Raw genomic sequence first — 16,392 nt, 5'->3', positions numbered from 1 at the left:
ACATGGGACTGACGAGGCCAATCAACGCATTGATGATTTGTGCAGCGTTCGCATTCATCGGCGCCCTAATCATAGGCGTTCTTCCGTAACCGCCAGAGCGGAAGAAATCAGCAGCTGACAGTCAATCCATTTCGAAAGGCCGGGTTTTCACCCGGCCTTTTGCGTTTCACGTCACGACGACAGATCAGGCCGCGGCAGAGCCCGCCGCTTCCGTTTCATGCGAGCGGATGCCGATCATGTGGCAGATGGCAAAGACCAGGTCGGCGCGGTTCATCGTGTAGAAGTGGAAGTCGCTGACGCCACGTTCGACGAGGTCGAGCACCTGCTCGGCCGCCACCGCCGAGGCCACCAGCGCATGCGTCTGCGGGTCGTTCTGAAGCCCCTCGAAACGCTCGGCCAGCCATGCCGGCACCAGCGCGCCGCAGCGCGCCGAGAAATTGGCGACCTGGGTGAAGTTGTGCACCGGCAGGATGCCCGGCACGATCGGAATATAGATGCCTGCCCGCCGCGCCCGCTCGACATAGCGCTCGTAGAGATCGTTGTCGAAGAAGAACTGGGTGATGGCGCGGGTTGCGCCATTGTCGGCCTTGCGCTTCAGCATGTCGAAGTCGGTGGCGAAGTCGGGGCTTTCCGGGTGCTTTTCCGGGTAGGCGGAGACCGAGATGTCGAAATCGCCGGCGCTCTTCATCGCGCCGACCAGCTCGGCGCCATTGGCATAGCCATCCGGATGCGGCCTGTAGGCGGTGCCGACGCCCGCGGCCGGATCGCCGCGCAGCGCGACGAAGCGGGTGACGCCCATATCGGCGAATTCCCGCACCACGGCATCCACCTGATCGCGGGCGGCGTCGACGCAGGTCATGTGCGCTGCCGGCGTCAGCGTCGTCTCATTGAGGATGCGCTTGACGGTGCGGGCGGTGCGTTCGCGCGTCGAGCCACCGGCGCCATAGGTCACCGAGACGAATTTCGGCTTGAGCGGCTCCAGCCGGGTGACGGTGTCCCAAAGCCTGGCTTCCATCTCGTCCGTCTTCGGCGGGAAGAACTCGAACGAAACCCGGACCTTGTCGCCAATGTCGGGGCGGCGGGAAAAGCGGAACTGGTTCATCAGGCGGTTTCCCTTGCCGGAAGAGTGTCGTTGGAAGGATCGGCGATCAGCATGCGGCGGTCGCGGCCGAGCCACAGCTTGACGGTGAGCCGGGCTTCGGCCTGGCCGCGCGGCTCGAACTCCTGGCTGTCTTCGAGCGCGAGGCCCGCCTCGGCGAACCACTCGGCGATCTGCCGGTCTGAAAAGCCGAGCCGCATATGCGCGTGCTGGTCGCGCAGAAACTCCAGCGCATGCGGCGCGAAATCGACGATCACCAGCCGGCCCGCGGGGCGCAGCAGCCGCGCCGCCTCGCGGATGGCGCGGGCGGGATCGTCGAGATAGTGCAGCACCTGGTGGATGGTGACGAGATCGAAGGCGTCGCGCTCGACCGGCGGCGCGAAGATGTCGCCCTGCCGCACCTGCGCGTTGGCGATGCCCGCCTTGTCCAGATTGGCGCGCGCCACCGTCAGCATCTCGCGCGACATGTCGATGCCGACGCCGCGCCGGTAGAGCGGCGAAAAGATCTCGAGCAGCCGCCCGGTGCCGGTGCCGAGGTCGAGCATCGACTGGAACGGCCGCTTGCCGACGAGCTTGAGCAGCGCTGCCTCGACGGCGCGGTCCGGCACATGCAGCGAGCGGATGTGATCCCAGCTCGCGGCATTCTCGGAGAAATATTCGGCGGCGCGGTCCTGCCGCTTGCGCTTGACCGCCGCCAGCCGCTCCAGGTCGCGCTCCACCTGCGGGTCGGCGCCGCGGATGCCGGAAACGAGCCTGAGGACAAAATCGCGCGCGGCGTCCGTGTCGGAAAGCCGGAAGAACGCCCACGACCCCTCCTGGTAGCGCCCGATCAGCCCCGCCTCCAGCAGCAGCTTGAGGTGGCGCGACACGCGTGGCTGCGACTGGCCGAGAATTTCGGTAAGATCGGAAACGGTAAGGTCGCCGCGCGACAGGAGCGCAAGGATGCGCAGCCGGCTGGATTCGGCCGCTGCCTTCAATGTATCCACCATCGTATCGAGTGCTACGTGCATGGAGTGTTTCTCTTTGAAAAAGATATAAACATATGTTTATGTCGATTTTGACAACCATGCAAGGCCAATGTCGCTTCCTGACAAGAAAATGACGCATGCATGATCCACGGGCGGAAACCGGTTTTCGGATGAGCGAGGCCAGAGCCATGTTCGAGACACGCGAGGGCGAAAGGCAACTGGAAGCCGATCCAGCCGCCATGTCGTCGGACGGCCATGTCGTCTTCATCGGCCGCATCGCCTCGCCATGGACGAGCCGCGAGACCTGCCCGAAGAACATGCGGGCCGCGCGGGAGGCGGGACAGCCCGCCGTGCTGACGATCGGCCCGGCCTATCGCGAGGGCCTTGCCGGGCTGGATCGCGCCAGCCATGTCATCATCCTGTCCTGGTTCGATCAGGCGCCACGGAATCTGATTGTGCAGAAACCTCGCCATGCGGCTGAGCCGAAAGGCGTTTTTTCGCTGCGCTCCCCTGCCCGGCCGAATCCGATCGGGCTGCATGTGGCGAAGCTCGTCGCTCTCGACATCGAAGCCGGACGTCTCGATCTCGATGCCATCGACGTGCTCGACGGCACGCCGGTCATCGACGTCAAACCCTATTTCGCCTCGACCGATGCATTTGCCGAGGCGGTCATTGCCGGACGCGACGAGCGATGAAAGCGCCGACCAATCGCCGCCGCGCCATCGCCAAGGCGCTGACCACACTGTTGCCGCTGGCGCCCTACGCCGACATCGAGAAGATCCGCGCCGACGCCGGCTCGGCCCGTCTGCACAATCTGCCGGCGTCGATCTCCGTCTGGCTGGCGACGATCGCCCATATCCGCCACGTCCACACCGACTACGAGAAGCTCTTGGCCGAGGGCTATGACCGCGACTCCGCGCGCTTCTTCGTCATCGAACAGACCAACATCGTGCTGACCCGCTGGCGTGCCACGCGCCTGATGGAATCCGACGAGGAGGAGGACTGAGGCACGACCATCCCGAGTGGACGCGAGGCCAAACAGGCGCGGCGGGCTGGCTCTACTGCATATGGGACGGCGCGCTAGCTTGTCTTTTCACATCGATCAGGGACGATCGCGATGAGCCAGAACGCTGCTGTTACCACGCCCACCGGGCCTGTTCTCTCCGATCGTCACGTCGATCCGCATGCCTATCCCCAGGGCGTTGCCTTCCTCGACGGCCAATACCTGCCGATGTCGCAGGCCAAGATCTCGGTGCTCGACTGGGGCTTCCTGCATTCCGACGCCACTTACGACACCGTTCATGTCTGGGATGGCAGCTTCTTCCGGCTGGACCTGCATCTCGACCGCTTTTTCGGCGGACTGGAGAAGCTGCGCATGACGATCCCGTTCGACCGCGACGGTGTCACCGAGATCCTGCACAATTGCGTCGCGCTGTCCGGCCACCGCGCCGCCTATGTCGAGATGCTGTGCACGCGCGGCGCCTCGCCGACCTTCAGCCGCGACCCGCGCCAGGCGGTGAACCGCTTCATGGCTTTCGCCGTGCCGTTCGGCTCGGTCGCCAATGCCGAACAGTTGCGCCGCGGCCTGCATGTGGCGATCAGCGACAAGGTGCGCATCCCGCCGGCCTCTATCGACCCGTCGATCAAGAACTACCATTGGCTCGACCTGGTGCGTGGCCTCTACGACGCCTATGACCGCGGCGCCGAGACCGCCCTGATCCTCGATTTCAACGGCAATGTCGCCGAAGGCCCGGGCTTCAACGTGTTCCTGGTCAAGGACGGCAAATTGTCGACGCCGGCGGTCGGCGTGCTGCCCGGCATCCCCCGCCGCACCGTCTTCGACCTCTGCGCCGAGGCCGGCCTTTCCGCTGCAGCGGTCGATGTCGGCGTCGCCGCCCTGAAAGGAGCTGACGAGGTTTTCATCACCTCGACCGCTGGCGGCGTCATGCCGGTGACGGTGATCGACGACGCCCCGGTCGCCGACGGCAAGGTCGGCCCGATCACCAGCCGGCTGATGGGGCTCTACTGGAAGAAGCACCAGGACCCGGCCTGGTCGAGCCCGGTGCGATATCGCTAGCTCGCCGCCCAAGGTGCGCAGCGATTCAGGTCAGGCTGGCCTCACTGAGTCTCAGCGGATGCTAGGCTCGATAGATCCACTGCTCCGGCACCCGCACCGATATCTCCTCGCCGGTCCTGATCGTGCCCGGCTTCTCGACCCAGGCGACGATGCCACGCAGCCGCTTCGCCGCTTTCGGGAACAACAGCGCGCCGGCCTCGTGGTCGGCCATGCCGGCATTCTCGGCGACCGACCGTCCGGCAATGCGGCATGGCCCGTTCTGGGCGTCGACCTTGATCGTGACGCCGCCCTTGAAGAACAGCAGCGTGCCGGACGGCAGCATGGAGAGATGCGGCAGCCCTTCGATAAGCAGATTGGCGCCGATCCATTCCGCCTTGATCTCGGCCAGGCCCATCCGCTCCGCGACGATGGCCAATTCGTCCGCCGCCACGATCGACAACTGCCGCTCGTTGCGCATCTCGGTGCCGCGCGGATACCAGGGCTCGCGGCCGCCGGAGCGGCGCGTGGCGCCGGCATGAAAGTCGCCGTCTATGCCGTCGAAGCCGAGCCGCAGCTCCTCAACCGCCCGCGTCTCGAAATGATCGAACGGCGCGACGTAAAGTGCCGAAACCTTCGCCGCGAGCTTGCGCGCAGGGACGATCTCGGCAGGGGTCTCCGCCGCGGGGAACAGATCCAGTGTGCTTGCCGTCTCTTGCATGCCCTGGCTTAGCCGATATCGCCGGACAGGGTCCAGTCGAAAGCACTGATGATCCAATCAAGCGCCTTTATGCCGATCGTGCCGATCACGATCTTCTTACCCCGATTTTCGCCTTGCGCCGCATTGCCGCCGCGCCATGAGGCTCCGATAGTGATGTCACGGAGGAGGCTACCATGCATCCCGCACCCGCAATCGCGGCGCTCTGGCTGTTCTGGGTCGTGTCATGGCTGGCGGCCGCCTTCTGGGCCGACCCGGCGGCAAAACGCGCCGGCTTTCGGGAGGAAGCGCGCTACCGCGCCCTGTGGACGATCGGCGCGATCCTGCTGTTCGTGCCGGCGCATGGTTATGTCGGCAGGCTTCGGCTCTGGATGCCGACCGTCGCCGAAGCCTGGATCTGCGTCGGCCTGGTCGCGGTCGGCCTCGCCTTCTCCTGGTGGGCGAGGCTGCATCTCGGCCGGCTGTGGTCGGGCACCGTCACCGCCAAGGCCGATCACCGCGTCGTCGATTCCGGCCCCTATGGGCTGGTCCGGCATCCGATCTACACCGGCCTGCTTGTGGCGATACTCGCCACCATGGCGGCGAAGGGCACGGTCTGGGGCGTGGCCGGCGCCGCCTTCCTCATCGTGGGCATCGTCGTGAAGGCCAGGCTTGAGGAGAGCTTCCTGCGCGGCGAACTCGGTACGGCCTATGACGACTATGCCAGGCGCGTGCCGATGCTGGTGCCGTTTGCACCAAACTAGGCGCCAAAGTGTGTTTGAAGCCGCCGTTTTCAGGTCGGCCTCACCTCAGAGCATCTTGAGCAAGGCGCCGCCGATCGAATAGCCGGCGCCGAAAGCGCAGATCAGGCCGAAATCGCCGGCCTTCATGTCGGCATGGTTCTCCGACAGCGCGACGATGGCGCCGGCGCCGGCGGTGTTGCCGAGCCGCTCCAGCACCATCGGCGCACGGTCGTGGTCGACCTCATGGCCGAAGGCGAGCTTGAGGATCATGGCGTTCATGCGCGCATTGGCCTGGTGCAGCCAGAACCGCCGGATCGCCTGCGGCGTCAGCCCGTGCTCGGCCAGGAACTCGACGATGAATTTGTGGCCGGCGACGGTGACTTCCTTGAACACCTTGTTGCCGACCTGCTTGATCAGATTGCCCTCGAGATCGATCCTGTAGGGATCGTCCTGGGCGGTGCGGGTGTGGTAGCCGAGATTGGTGCGAATGTTGTTCGACATCTGCGTCCAGGTGCGGGTGTCCAGCACCTCGAAGCGTCCCGGCCGCTTCTCGCCCTGCTCCAGTCCCTCGACGACCATGGCGACCGAGGCATCGCCGAAGATGAAATGCGTCTGCCGGTCGCGGAAGTTGAGATGGCCGGTGATGATCTCCGGCGTCGAGACCAGCACCCGCTTGTGCGCGCCCGCCCGCACGAGGTTGGCCGCTATGTGCAGCGCGGCCGCGGCGGAAGAGCAGCCGAGCCCCATGTCGAAGCCGGCGCCCTTCGTGCCCAGCGCCTGCTGCATCTCGATGGCGATCGCCGGATAGGGCCGCTGCTGGTGCGAGGCCGAGCAGATGACAAGGTCGATGTCGGATGGTTGCAGGCCGGCATGATCCAGCGCCTTCCTCGCCGAGGCGATGCCGAACTCGGCCTGCAGCGACAGCGCATCGTCCGGGCGCGCCGGAATGCGCGGCGCCATGCGCGCCGGGTCGAGAATGCCTTCGCGCTCGACAACGTGGCGGGTCCGGACGCCCGAGGCATGGACGATGAAGTCGCTGTCCGACTTCTGCAGCAGCGCCTCGCCGGCGACCTCGCGGCGCGCATTCTCCGTGTCGACCCAGGCGTTGAAGCTGGCGACCAGCTCTTCATTGGTGATGACAGGTCTAGGGATTTCAGCGCCGATGCCGCTGATGATGACGCGATGCATTTCCAATCCGTCCCCTGCGCGGGCGTTGCGGCTTGATGTGAGCGCCAGGGCTCCCGGCGCAACACTTGTCGCATTTGGCCGGTTTATGCCAGCTTAAATCGAATGCTTTGAATTACCAGGCGCAGAGCTTGGTGTTGGTCTGCGGATTGTTCCAGCAGGCGCCGTCGTCGCGGCTGCGCACGAACTGGCCCGGCAGCGACACGTTGCGGCGGCCGAAATTGATATAGCCATAGGCAAAGCCCGGGCCGTCGATTTCAAGCACATAGGTCGGATAGCCGGGCGCCGAGATGCGGAAGCTGCCGTCGCTGGCGATCGCCCTGTAATTGCAGGAGAAATAGCCGTCATCCGTGGTGTAGCAGCGCGCCCGCTTGGCCTCTGCCGACATCGAGAAGGCAAGCAGCGCGGCTACGCCCACGCAACCGCCCAGGACAATCTTCCCCAGTGCCATAGTCTACCCCCCGCCACCTGGACCACCGGTCACGATCCAGGCCGAAAGACTGCGCATGGCGGCGAAATCCGGTCAAGCACTCGTGATGAGCGCGGCGCGCTGGCTAACGCTTCTTAACCGGGACGGCGCGCGGCGATGAAGATGCGGGGAAAGCGCAGCAGCACCTTGCCGTTCGCCGTCTTCGGATAGGCCTTCGCGATCCTTGCCGTGTAGCGGTCGAGGAACAGCTTGCGCTCGTCGGCGTCGAGCGGATCGAGAAACGGCTTCAGCCCCGTCGACTTCACCCATTCGACGATCGCCTCGGCATCGGCGAGCGGGTGGTTGTAGACGGTGTGCCAGATGTCGAGCCGGTCGGAGTGGGGCGACAACAGATCGTAGTAGAACGACACCGGCGGCAGCGGCTCGCGCGCGGCACCTTTCAGCTTTTCGGCGAACGGCATCTCGGCCGCCGTCTCGCGCATTAACCGGTGCGACGGCTCGCCGAGATTGTCGGGCATCTGCACGGCCAGCGTGCCGTGCGGACTCAAGAACCCCATCAGCCGCTGGAACACCGCGGGATGTTCCGGCAGCCATTGGAACACCGCATTGGCGAAGATGACGTCGACCGGCTTCTCCGGCTGCCAGGCGGAAGCGTCGGCGAGCCCGAAGGTCACGTTCGGCAGCCGCGCCCTCGCCTTCTCGATCATGTCGGGCGAAGTGTCGAAGCCGCTCACCTCGGCATCCGGCCAGCGCTGGACCAGAAGCTCGGTCGAGTTGCCCGGCCCGCAGCCGATGTCGACGACGCGGCGCGGGAAGTCCACCGGCACCTGCGCGACGAGATCACGCGCGGGCCGCGTGCGCTCGTCCTCGAATTTCAGATATTGGGCGGCGGACCAGTCGGCCATTTCGGAACCTCTTCGTTCGCCGCCCTCGGCCAATATCACCGCGTCAGCCGCTTGTGCGTCATGCGGTGCGGGGTTGCCGCTTCGGCGCCGAGGCGACGCAGCTTGTCCTTCTCATATTCCTCGAAGTTGCCCTCGAACCATTCGACATGCGCATCGCCCTCGAAGGCGAGCATGTGCGTCGCCATGCGGTCGAGGAACATGCGGTCGTGGCTGATGATGACGGCGCAGCCGGCATAGGCTTCCAGCGCGTCTTCCAGCGCGGCCAGCGTTTCGGTGTCGAGGTCGTTGGTCGGTTCGTCGAGCAGAAGCACGTTGCCGCCGCCCTTCAGCATCTTGGCCAGATGCACGCGGTTGCGCTGGCCGCCCGAAAGGTTGCCGACCTTCTGCTGCTGGTCACCGCCGCGGAAGTTGAAGGACGAGCAGTAAGCGCGGCTGTTGACCTCGTGCTTGCCGAGCTTGATCACCTCGGCGCCGCCGGAGATTTCTTCCCACACCGTCTTGTTCCCATCGAGCGCATCGCGGCTCTGGTCGACATAGCCGAGCTTGACCGTTTCGCCGATGCGGACCGTACCCGCATCCGGTTTTTCCTGGCCGGTGAAGGTCTTGAACAGCGTTGTCTTGCCGGCGCCGTTCGGGCCGATGACGCCGACGATGCCGCCCGGCGGCAGCCTGAACGACAGGTCCTCGATCAAAAGCTCGTCGCCAAAGCCCTTGTTCAGGCCTTCGACCTCGATGACGACATTGCCGAGCCGCTCGCTCGACGGAATGACGATCTGGGTGTCGGTCGGCTTGCGGTTCTGCGACTGCTCGACCAGTTCCTCATAGGCCTTGATACGCGCCTTCGACTTGGTCTGGCGCGCCTTGGGCGAGGACTGGATCCACTCGCGTTCGCGCCAGATCGACTTCTGACGCGCGTCGTCTTCGCGGCCTTCCTGGATCAGGCGCTTGGCCTTGGCGTCGAGATATTTGGTGTAGTTGCCCTCGTAGGGAATGCCGCGGCCGCGATCGAGCTCCAGGATCCAGCCGGTGACGTTGTCGAGGAAGTAGCGGTCGTGGGTGATGATCAGCACCGAGCCCGGATAGTCGCGCAGATGCTTTTCCAGCCATTGCGTGGTCTCGGCGTCGAGGTGGTTGGTCGGCTCGTCGAGCAGCAGCAGGTCGGGCTGCTCCAGCAGCAGCCGGCACAGCGCCACGCGGCGGCGCTCGCCGCCCGACAGGTTGGTCACCTCGGAATCGGCCGGCGGGCACTGCAGCGCGTCCATCGCCATCTCGACCTGCTGCTCGAGGTCCCACAGGTTCAGCCTGTCCATCTCGTCCTGGAGCTTGGCGGACTCGTCCGCCGTCTCGTCGGAATAGTTCATCATCAGCTCGTTGTAGCGCTCGATGATGGCGGTCTTCCTGGCGACGCCGTCCATGACGTTTTCACGCACGGTCTTGCTGTTGTCGAGGTGCGGCTCCTGCGCGAGGTAGCCGACGGTCGCGCCTTCGGCCAGCCACGCTTCGCCCTGGAACTCCTTGTCGAGCCCGGCCATGATGCGCAGGATGGTCGACTTGCCCGAGCCGTTGGGCCCGAGAATGCCGATCTTGGCGTCCGGGTAGAAGGACAGATGAACGTTATCGAGCACCTTCTTGGTGCCATAGGCCTTCGACAGGCCGGACATGTGATAGATGAACTGGCGAGCCACGCGCGCTTTCCCTGAGAGTTGCTGGATGTCGGAATGAATGGGATTGCGCGCTATGTAGGCGATGCCGTGCCGATCGGCAATCGCTTTCGGCGCCGCGGCCCGATCACCAAACGCTCGTCTGCCTGCAAGCATTCGGTTGCCATCGCCCTTTTTCGGCGCGCCAAGCGTCGATGCGCAAGCACCGATTAATCATTTCCCGGCAAAACGGAGGTGGATGACAATCGCCGGTTGCTGGCGATTTCAGCGAAAAGGACGGATCGACGGCGTGTTGAACGGTTTCCTGCTCCTTGCCGAAGCGGTTCTCTATTTCGGCGTCATGGTCACGCTGTTCCGCTTCAGGGCGCGCATCGGGCTCGGCGTCTTCGTCTGCGCGCTCGGCGTCATGCATTTCCTGGAAACCTATCTGGCCAGCGTCTTCTATGTCGCCCTGCCCTTCGGCATGGTCTCGCCGGGCTCGGCGGTGCTGTTCTCGGGCAAGCTGGTGATGCTGCTCCTGCTTTACATCAAGGAAGACGCGGCGACGGTGCGCCAGCCGATCTATGGCCTGCTGCTCGGCAATAGCCTGATGATCGGTCTGGTGTTGATCCTGCGCTTGCATTCGATCTCGCCGCTTCCCGACGGCAAGCTTCCCGACATCGGTTTCATCGACCAGATGGGCTGGCTGATGGTGTGGGGCACGTCGCTGCTTTTCATCGACGCCATTCTGATCATCCTGCTCTACGAAAAGCTCGGCCGCTATCTTCGCGCTCGACCCTTCGCCCGCATCCTGGTGTCTGTCGCCTGCGTCCTGACCTTCGATCAGGCCGGCTTCTTTACCGCACTCCATTTCGTCGCCGGCGCGCCGATCGAGGTCTTCTTCGGCGGCTGGTTCGCCAAGATGGCGGCGGCGCTGGCCTATAGCGGCATGCTCGTCGCCTATCTCAGATGGGTCGAGGACCACGACATTGCGCTGCCGCGCGGCCTCTCGGACATTTTCGACACGCTGACCTATCGCGAGCGTTACGAAGCGCTGGTCAAGCATGTGGGACGCGACGGCCTGACCGGCCTGCTGCATCGCGGCAGCTTCGAGACCGACGGCCAGACCGCGGTCGCCCGCAGCCGGAGCACCTTAAAGCCGCTCAGCTTGCTGATCGTCGACGTCGACCATTTCAAATCGATCAACGATCGCTTCGGCCATGCCGAGGGCGACAAGGTGCTGAAGTCGATCGCCACCGTGCTGACCGAGGTCGCCGGCGCCGAGCAAAAGGTATTCCGGATAGGCGGCGAGGAATTCGCCATCCTGACCGAGCAGCCGCATGCCGTCGCAAGGCTGCTCGGCGAAAGCATCAGGCACGCGGTCAAGGCATCCGCCAGCACCAGCAGGTTCGAGCTGACCGTCAGCGTCGGCGTTTGCACCCTTGGCGATGCCAGCAACTCGCTGGCCGATATCTTCGCGCTGGCCGACGAACGTCTCTACAAGGCCAAATCGGCGGGGCGCGACCGCGGCATCGGCGAACTGGGCGACGACGAGGCCGAAAATCCCGGCATCTGGACGAGATCGGCGTAAGGCGCCGGTGGCGGAGCGAAGCGTCCCCGCCAGGCTTACTGGAAACCGGTCGGGTCGACTGTGCCCTTCGGGCAGCCCGCCTTGGAGGTCGGCGCGGCAGCCAGCATCAGGCTGCCCAGCGTGCTGTCGGGGCCGATAGTGCCCGACAGCCCGAGCGTCAGCTCGCCGATCATGCGCCTGCCGCTCGAGGGGTCGACCAGGCAGGAGACGCGGACCCGGTTGCCGGCGCCGGCGCCGAAGGCGCTGTCGAAAGCATTGCGGATCTGATCCGACGTCAGCTGCTTGCCGATATGCTTGGTGAAGAGATCGCGCACCGGCGACGCGTTCACCGCCCGCATCAGGTTCAACGCATCCGAGAAATACTCTTGCTGGCTCTTGCCGTAGCAGGTGCCGTGCTTGATCCATTCATGGCGCTCCAGCTTGGAGGCGGTGCCCGGCATCACCTGATCGAGCTCGGCACGGGTACTCGCATCGAGGTCGACCTTCGGCAGGTCCTGCCAATGAGCGGGATTGTCGTTCGCCTTGTCGCTTGCCGACACCTGGCAATAGAAGTTGCCGTTCGGCTGCGGCCACAGCCCATGCAAGGTGAAATGCCTGGCGTCGAAACCGGCCTTCGACTGCGCCTGGCATTCGGGCTTGCTGGACTTGGTCTCGCAGAAGGCAGGTTGCCAGCTCAGCGCGAAGACATATTCCGGCTTGCCGGAGCCAGGCTGCGCCGGCTTGTTCTGCTCGGCGGGCGCCGGCGTCGCCGCAGCACTGCCGCCGGTGACATGGCCGCAGCCGATCTTCACCCAGCGGCGGTCCGGATCGGCGCCCGGCACGAGGATGAGGTAATGCGTCGGCTCGTCCTTGTTGCCCGCTAGCAGCTGGTAGCTTTGCCCGGCCGCGGTCGATACGTTCCCGGGGTTCTTGCCGCTCTTGATCGCCTGCGTCGCCGGACAGGCGGCATCGGCCACGAAGCTACCGCTCATCTTCACATCGGCCCGCGCTGCTCCGGCGAGCGCCGTGACGGCGGCAGCCAACAAAAAAGCAAAACCTGTCCGCATTCCCCGCACCTCGGCTCAAAATGTCGCGGCACACACTGCCGCTGTCTCCGTGTCAGAATTGCGATGGCCCGCGCCGCAGGAGAAGAAGCCCACATCGCAAAATCAGCCGGGCCGCATTGACCTAAAACCGGCGCCAGCGCAAACAAAACTCTCGTGAGCACGAGAAGGGCGTCGGGGGGGACGAAGCGAAATGCCATTCAGCCAGCAGCGCATGGTCAAGTCGCCGACCGGCGCCGACCTCAACCTCTATGTGAAGCAGGCGAGCGGCCACCCGCGCGCCGTCGTCCAGATCAACCACGGACTGGCCGAGCACGCGGCGCGCTATGCCCGCTTCGCCGATTTCCTCGCCGAGCGCGGCTTTCATGTCTACGTGCATGACCACCGTGGCCATGGCGCGACCAGAGCGCCCGACGCACCGCTCGGCAAGTTCGCCGATGCGGATGGCGGCGCCAAGGTCATCGCCGATGTCACCGCCATTCATGACCTGATCGCCGGCGAGCAGCCGGGCCTGCCGGTCATCCTCTTCGGCCATTCGATGGGCGCGTCGGTGGCATTGAACTTCCTTCTGCGTCATTCGGCGCGCGTCCATGCCGCCGCGATCTGGAACGGCAATTTCTCGCAGGGCCTGCTTGGGCAGCTGGCGCTCGCCATCCTCGGCTGGGAAAGGATGCGGCTGGGCTCCGACGTGCCGTCAAGGCTGCTGCCGAGGCTGACCTTCCAGGCCTGGGGCAAGGCCGTGCCCAACCACAAGACGATGTTCGACTGGCTGTCGCGCGACGAGGACGAGGTCGCGAAATACGTCGCCGATCCGCTCTGCGGCTGGGATGCCTCGGTGTCGATGTGGCGGGACGTCGTCAAGATGGCGATCTACGGCGGCAGCGACGGCAATTTTTCCGGCGTGCGCCGCACCCTTCCCATCAATCTGCTCGGCGGCGAGAAAGATCCCGCCTCGGATTACGGCAAGGCGGTCAACCACCTCGCCGGGCGCATGCGGGGGATGGGCTTTTCGAATCTGGTTTCAAAGGTTTACCCGGAGACCCGCCACGAAAGCCTGAACGAGGTGAACCGGGACATCGTCATGGCCGATTTTGCCGCATGGGCGGACAAAGTTCTCAATGCGTGAGGCGGTTGGCCCATCGCAAGGGCCGTGACAGCAGCGGCGGGGATTGATAGAGGCTGCGCTTTCGACCCAACACGGTGATCCATGGCCGAGCCTCCGCTGAAAGGCATACGCGTTATCGAACTCGCCCGCATCCTCGCCGGGCCCTGGGCGGGGCAGTTGCTCGCCGATCTGGGCGCCGATGTCATCAAGGTCGAGAGCCCGGACGGCGGCGATGACACCCGCAAATGGGGCCCTCCCTTCGTCATGAGCCATGACGGCGAGAACCTGTCGGCCGCCTATTATCACTCCTGCAATCGCGGCAAACGCTCCATCGCCATCGACTTCTCCAAGCCCGAGGGCGCCGATACGCTGCGCCGATTGGTCGCCAATGCCGACGTGCTGATCGAGAACTTCAAGCTCGGCGGGCTGAAGAAATACGGGCTCGACTACGAGAGCCTGAAGAAGATCAACCCGCGTCTCGTCTATTGCTCGATCACTGGTTTCGGCCAGGACGGACCATACGCGCCACGCGCGGGCTATGATTTCATCATTCAGGCCATGGCTGGGATGATGTCGATCACCGGCGAGGCCGGCCGCGAGCCGCAGAAGGCCGGGGTCGCCATTTCCGACCTGTTCACCGGCCTCTATTCGGTGATCGCCATCCAGGCCGCACTTCGCCATGCCGAGAAGACCGGCGAGGGCCAGCACATCGACATGGCGCTGTTCGACAGCCAGATCTCGGCGCTCGGCAACCAGAACCTCAACTATCTGGTTTCCGGCAGGTCGCCGGTGCAGATGGGCAACGCGCATATGAACATTGCGCCCTACGAGGTGCTGCCGGTGAAAGACGGTCACATCATCCTGGCCGTCGGCAATGACGGCCAGTTCGGCAAGTTCTGCGCAGCGGTCGGCCTCGACGATCTGCCGTCGAACCCGGATTTCGCCACCAATCCTGCCCGCGTCGCCAACCGCGCGAGACTGCGCGAGCGCATCATCGAGGCGCTCAAGACCTTTGATCGCGATCCGCTGCTGGCGAAGCTCGAAGCGGCAAGCGTGCCGGCGAGCCCGATCAACACGATCGGCCAGATGTTCGACGATCCGCAGACGATCGCGCGCGGCATGCGGCTCGATCTCGACGATGGCCACGGCAATCGCCTGCCCTCGGTGCGCGCGCCGATGGTGATGTCCGGCACGCCGCTGGTCTACGAGCGCCCCTCGCCGCGTCTTGGCGAGCACACCGAGGAAATCCTGGCCGAACTGGAGAGATCAGCGAAATGAAAACCGGCGGACAACTGATCGTCGAGGCGCTTGAAGCCAACGGCACCGACCGCATCTTCTGCGTGCCCGGCGAATCCTACCTCGCGGTGCTCGACGCGCTGCATGACTCGCCCATCCGCACCATCGTATGCCGCCAGGAAGGCGGCGCCGCGATGATGGCCGACTGCCAGGGCCGCCTGACCGGCAAGCCCGGCATCTGCTTCGTCACCCGCGGCCCCGGCGCCACCAACGCCTCGGCCGGCATCCACATCGCGATGCAGGATTCGGTCCCCGTGATCCTGTTCATCGGCCAGGTCGCCAGCCACGCCAAGGAGCGCGAGGCCTTCCAGGAGGTCGATTACAAGCGTTTCTTCGGCGACATTGCCAAATGGGTGGTCGAGATCGACGATGCCTCGCGCATCCCCGAATTCGTCACCCGCGCCTTCGCCGTCGCGACGTCCGGCCGTCCCGGCCCGGTCGTCATCTCGCTGCCCGAGGACATGCTGACCAGCGTCGTCGAGGCGCCTGAAGCACTGCCGCACACGCCGGTCGAGACACGCCCCGGCGAGGCTGAGCTCGACGCGCTGGAAAAGCTTCTCGCCGGCGCCAAGCGCCCGTTCGTCATCCTCGGAGGCACGCGCTGGGACGAGCAAGCGGTGGCGCGGATGCACGCCATCGCCGAGGCATGGTCATTGCCCGTAGGATGCTCCTTCCGCCGCCAGATGCTGTTCGATCATTTGCATCCGAACTACGCCGGCGATGTCGGGATCGGCATCAACCCGAAGCTGGCGGCGCAGGTCAAGGCAGCCGAGGTCGTGCTCATGCTTGGCGGCCGCCTGGGTGAGATGCCGTCTTCCGACTACACGCTGCTGAAAAGCCCCTACCCCGACCAGGCGCTGGTGCACGTCCACTCCGATGCCGGCGAGCTCGGCCGCGTCTACCGGCCGACTATAGCCATCAACGCTTCGCCCGCCGCCTTCGTCGAGGCTTTCGCCAGGCGCAAGCCTTCGGCCAAGCCCTCCTGGGCGGCCGAGACCGAAAAGGCGCATGCCGCCTATCTCGAATGGTCGACGCCGCCGCAGACCGGCCCGGGCTCAGTTCAGATGGGGCCGATCATCGAGCATCTCGGAAAGGTCTTGCCGGAAGACGCCATCCTCACCAACGGCGCCGGCAATTACGCCACCTGGGTGCATCGCTTCTACCGCTCCCGCCGCTTCGGCACGCAGGCGGCACCGACCTCCGGTTCGATGGGCTACGGCACGCCGGCGGCGGTCGCCGCCAAGGCGCTGCACCCGGACCGCGAAGTCATCGCCTTCGCCGGCGACGGCTGCTTCCTGATGAACGGGCAGGAGTTCGCCACCGCAGTCCAGTACGATCTGCCGATCATCGTCATCGTCGTCAACAACGGCATTTACGGCACGATCCGCATGCATCAGGAGCGCGAATATCCGAGCCGCGTCGTCGCCACCAGTCTGAAAAACCCGGACTTCGCCGCCCTTGCCCGTTCCTATGGCGGCCATGGCGAGACGGTCGAGAAGACCGCCGACTTCGCGCCGGCCTTCGAGCGCGCGCGCGCCAGCGGCAGGCCGGCGATCGTCGAGATAAGGCTCGATCCCGAGGCGATCACGCCGACCCGCACGCTGACGCAGATCCGCGACAAGAGCTAAGGCGAAAGG

17 protein-coding genes are annotated in these 16,392 nt (G+C 65.1%); 8 read left to right on the top strand and 9 right to left on the bottom strand.

The window, feature by feature from the left end:
* Positions 1 to 184: 184 nt before the first annotated feature.
* Positions 185 to 1,102 (bottom strand): methylenetetrahydrofolate reductase [NAD(P)H], encoded by a 918-nt coding sequence (gene metF / locus EN738_RS08455; protein WP_127283286.1) that lies wholly within the window; start codon positions 1,100 to 1,102, stop codon positions 185 to 187.
* Positions 1,102 to 2,109, bottom strand: a complete 1,008-nt coding sequence (locus tag EN738_RS08450; protein ID WP_127283285.1) for a metalloregulator ArsR/SmtB family transcription factor — start codon at positions 2,107 to 2,109, stop codon at positions 1,102 to 1,104. Before EN738_RS08450 ends, metF begins: the two co-directional genes overlap by 1 nt.
* A gap of 128 nt (positions 2,110 to 2,237) precedes the next feature.
* Between EN738_RS08450 and tsaA the strand changes: the two genes are divergently transcribed.
* From tsaA to EN738_RS08435, 3 genes are all read left to right on the top strand, one after another.
* Positions 2,238 to 2,762 carry a tRNA (N6-threonylcarbamoyladenosine(37)-N6)-methyltransferase TrmO gene (gene tsaA / locus EN738_RS08445; RefSeq protein ID WP_127283284.1) on the top strand — a complete coding sequence of 175 codons (525 nt, stop codon included), beginning with the start codon at positions 2,238 to 2,240 and terminating at the stop codon, positions 2,760 to 2,762.
* The gene (locus EN738_RS08440) at positions 2,759 to 3,073 is read left to right on the top strand and encodes a DUF2293 domain-containing protein (protein ID WP_127283283.1); all 315 of its coding nucleotides are present in this window, start codon (positions 2,759 to 2,761) and stop codon (positions 3,071 to 3,073) included. Before tsaA ends, EN738_RS08440 begins: the two co-directional genes overlap by 4 nt.
* 111 nt (positions 3,074 to 3,184) lie before the next feature.
* On the top strand, positions 3,185 to 4,144 hold the full coding sequence (locus EN738_RS08435) for an aminotransferase class IV (protein WP_127283282.1): 960 nt from the start codon (positions 3,185 to 3,187) through the stop codon (positions 4,142 to 4,144).
* Between the two features lie 61 nt (positions 4,145 to 4,205).
* Here EN738_RS08435 and EN738_RS08430 read toward each other — a convergent pair whose 3' ends face one another.
* Positions 4,206 to 4,841, bottom strand: coding sequence for an MOSC domain-containing protein (locus EN738_RS08430; protein ID WP_127283281.1), 636 nt, complete (start codon positions 4,839 to 4,841; stop codon positions 4,206 to 4,208).
* 8 nt (positions 4,842 to 4,849) lie between these two features.
* The gene (locus tag EN738_RS35385) at positions 4,850 to 5,020 is read right to left on the bottom strand and encodes a hypothetical protein (RefSeq protein ID WP_189340371.1); all 171 of its coding nucleotides are present in this window, start codon (positions 5,018 to 5,020) and stop codon (positions 4,850 to 4,852) included.
* Here EN738_RS35385 and EN738_RS08425 point away from each other — a divergent pair.
* A complete protein-coding gene (locus tag EN738_RS08425; RefSeq protein ID WP_127283280.1) occupies positions 5,015 to 5,581 on the top strand; it encodes an isoprenylcysteine carboxylmethyltransferase family protein in 567 nt (188 codons plus the stop codon). The two genes, EN738_RS35385 and EN738_RS08425, sit on opposite strands and share 6 nt — an antisense overlap.
* Before the next feature lie 45 nt (positions 5,582 to 5,626).
* Here the strand turns inward: EN738_RS08425 and EN738_RS08420 are convergent, their stop codons facing one another.
* The 4 genes from EN738_RS08420 to ettA all read right to left on the bottom strand — a co-directional run bounded on the left by EN738_RS08420 (position 5,627) and on the right by ettA (position 9,765).
* A complete protein-coding gene (locus EN738_RS08420; protein WP_127283279.1) occupies positions 5,627 to 6,748 on the bottom strand; it encodes a beta-ketoacyl-ACP synthase III in 1,122 nt (373 codons plus the stop codon).
* 112 nt (positions 6,749 to 6,860) lie between these two features.
* Positions 6,861 to 7,196, bottom strand: coding sequence for a hypothetical protein (locus EN738_RS08415; protein WP_127283278.1), 336 nt, complete (start codon positions 7,194 to 7,196; stop codon positions 6,861 to 6,863).
* Between the two features lie 113 nt (positions 7,197 to 7,309).
* Positions 7,310 to 8,080 carry a trans-aconitate 2-methyltransferase gene (gene tam, locus EN738_RS08410; RefSeq protein ID WP_127283277.1) on the bottom strand — a complete coding sequence of 257 codons (771 nt, stop codon included), beginning with the start codon at positions 8,078 to 8,080 and terminating at the stop codon, positions 7,310 to 7,312.
* Positions 8,081 to 8,115: 35 nt separating this feature from the next.
* Positions 8,116 to 9,765 carry an energy-dependent translational throttle protein EttA gene (gene ettA, locus EN738_RS08405; protein ID WP_127283276.1) on the bottom strand — a complete coding sequence of 550 codons (1,650 nt, stop codon included), beginning with the start codon at positions 9,763 to 9,765 and terminating at the stop codon, positions 8,116 to 8,118.
* Between the two features lie 265 nt (positions 9,766 to 10,030).
* Between ettA and EN738_RS08400 the strand changes: the two genes are divergently transcribed.
* Positions 10,031 to 11,311 (top strand): GGDEF domain-containing protein, encoded by a 1,281-nt coding sequence (locus tag EN738_RS08400; protein WP_245494434.1) that lies wholly within the window; start codon positions 10,031 to 10,033, stop codon positions 11,309 to 11,311.
* 35 nt (positions 11,312 to 11,346) lie between these two features.
* Here EN738_RS08400 and EN738_RS08395 read toward each other — a convergent pair whose 3' ends face one another.
* Entirely contained in the window at positions 11,347 to 12,357 is a 1,011-nt protein-coding gene (locus EN738_RS08395) for a ribonuclease (RefSeq protein WP_127283274.1), read from the bottom strand.
* Positions 12,358 to 12,547: 190 nt separating this feature from the next.
* Between EN738_RS08395 and EN738_RS08390 the strand changes: the two genes are divergently transcribed.
* The 3 genes from EN738_RS08390 (at position 12,548) to EN738_RS08380 (ending at position 16,383) form a co-directional block, all read left to right on the top strand.
* Positions 12,548 to 13,480, top strand: a complete 933-nt coding sequence (locus EN738_RS08390; protein WP_127283273.1) for an alpha/beta hydrolase — start codon at positions 12,548 to 12,550, stop codon at positions 13,478 to 13,480.
* 81 nt (positions 13,481 to 13,561) lie between these two features.
* Complete coding sequence (locus tag EN738_RS08385) at positions 13,562 to 14,737, top strand: CaiB/BaiF CoA-transferase family protein (protein WP_127283272.1); 1,176 nt, start codon at positions 13,562 to 13,564, stop codon at positions 14,735 to 14,737.
* Entirely contained in the window at positions 14,734 to 16,383 is a 1,650-nt protein-coding gene (locus tag EN738_RS08380; protein ID WP_127283271.1) for a thiamine pyrophosphate-binding protein, read from the top strand. Before EN738_RS08385 ends, EN738_RS08380 begins: the two co-directional genes overlap by 4 nt.
* The last annotated feature ends 9 nt before the right edge of the window (positions 16,384 to 16,392 follow it).

This window comes from Mesorhizobium sp. M4B.F.Ca.ET.017.02.2.1 (genome assembly GCF_003998955.1).
GTDB lineage: Bacteria > Pseudomonadota > Alphaproteobacteria > Rhizobiales > Rhizobiaceae > Mesorhizobium > Mesorhizobium abyssinicae.
This window is presented reverse-complemented; position numbering and strand designations above follow the sequence as displayed.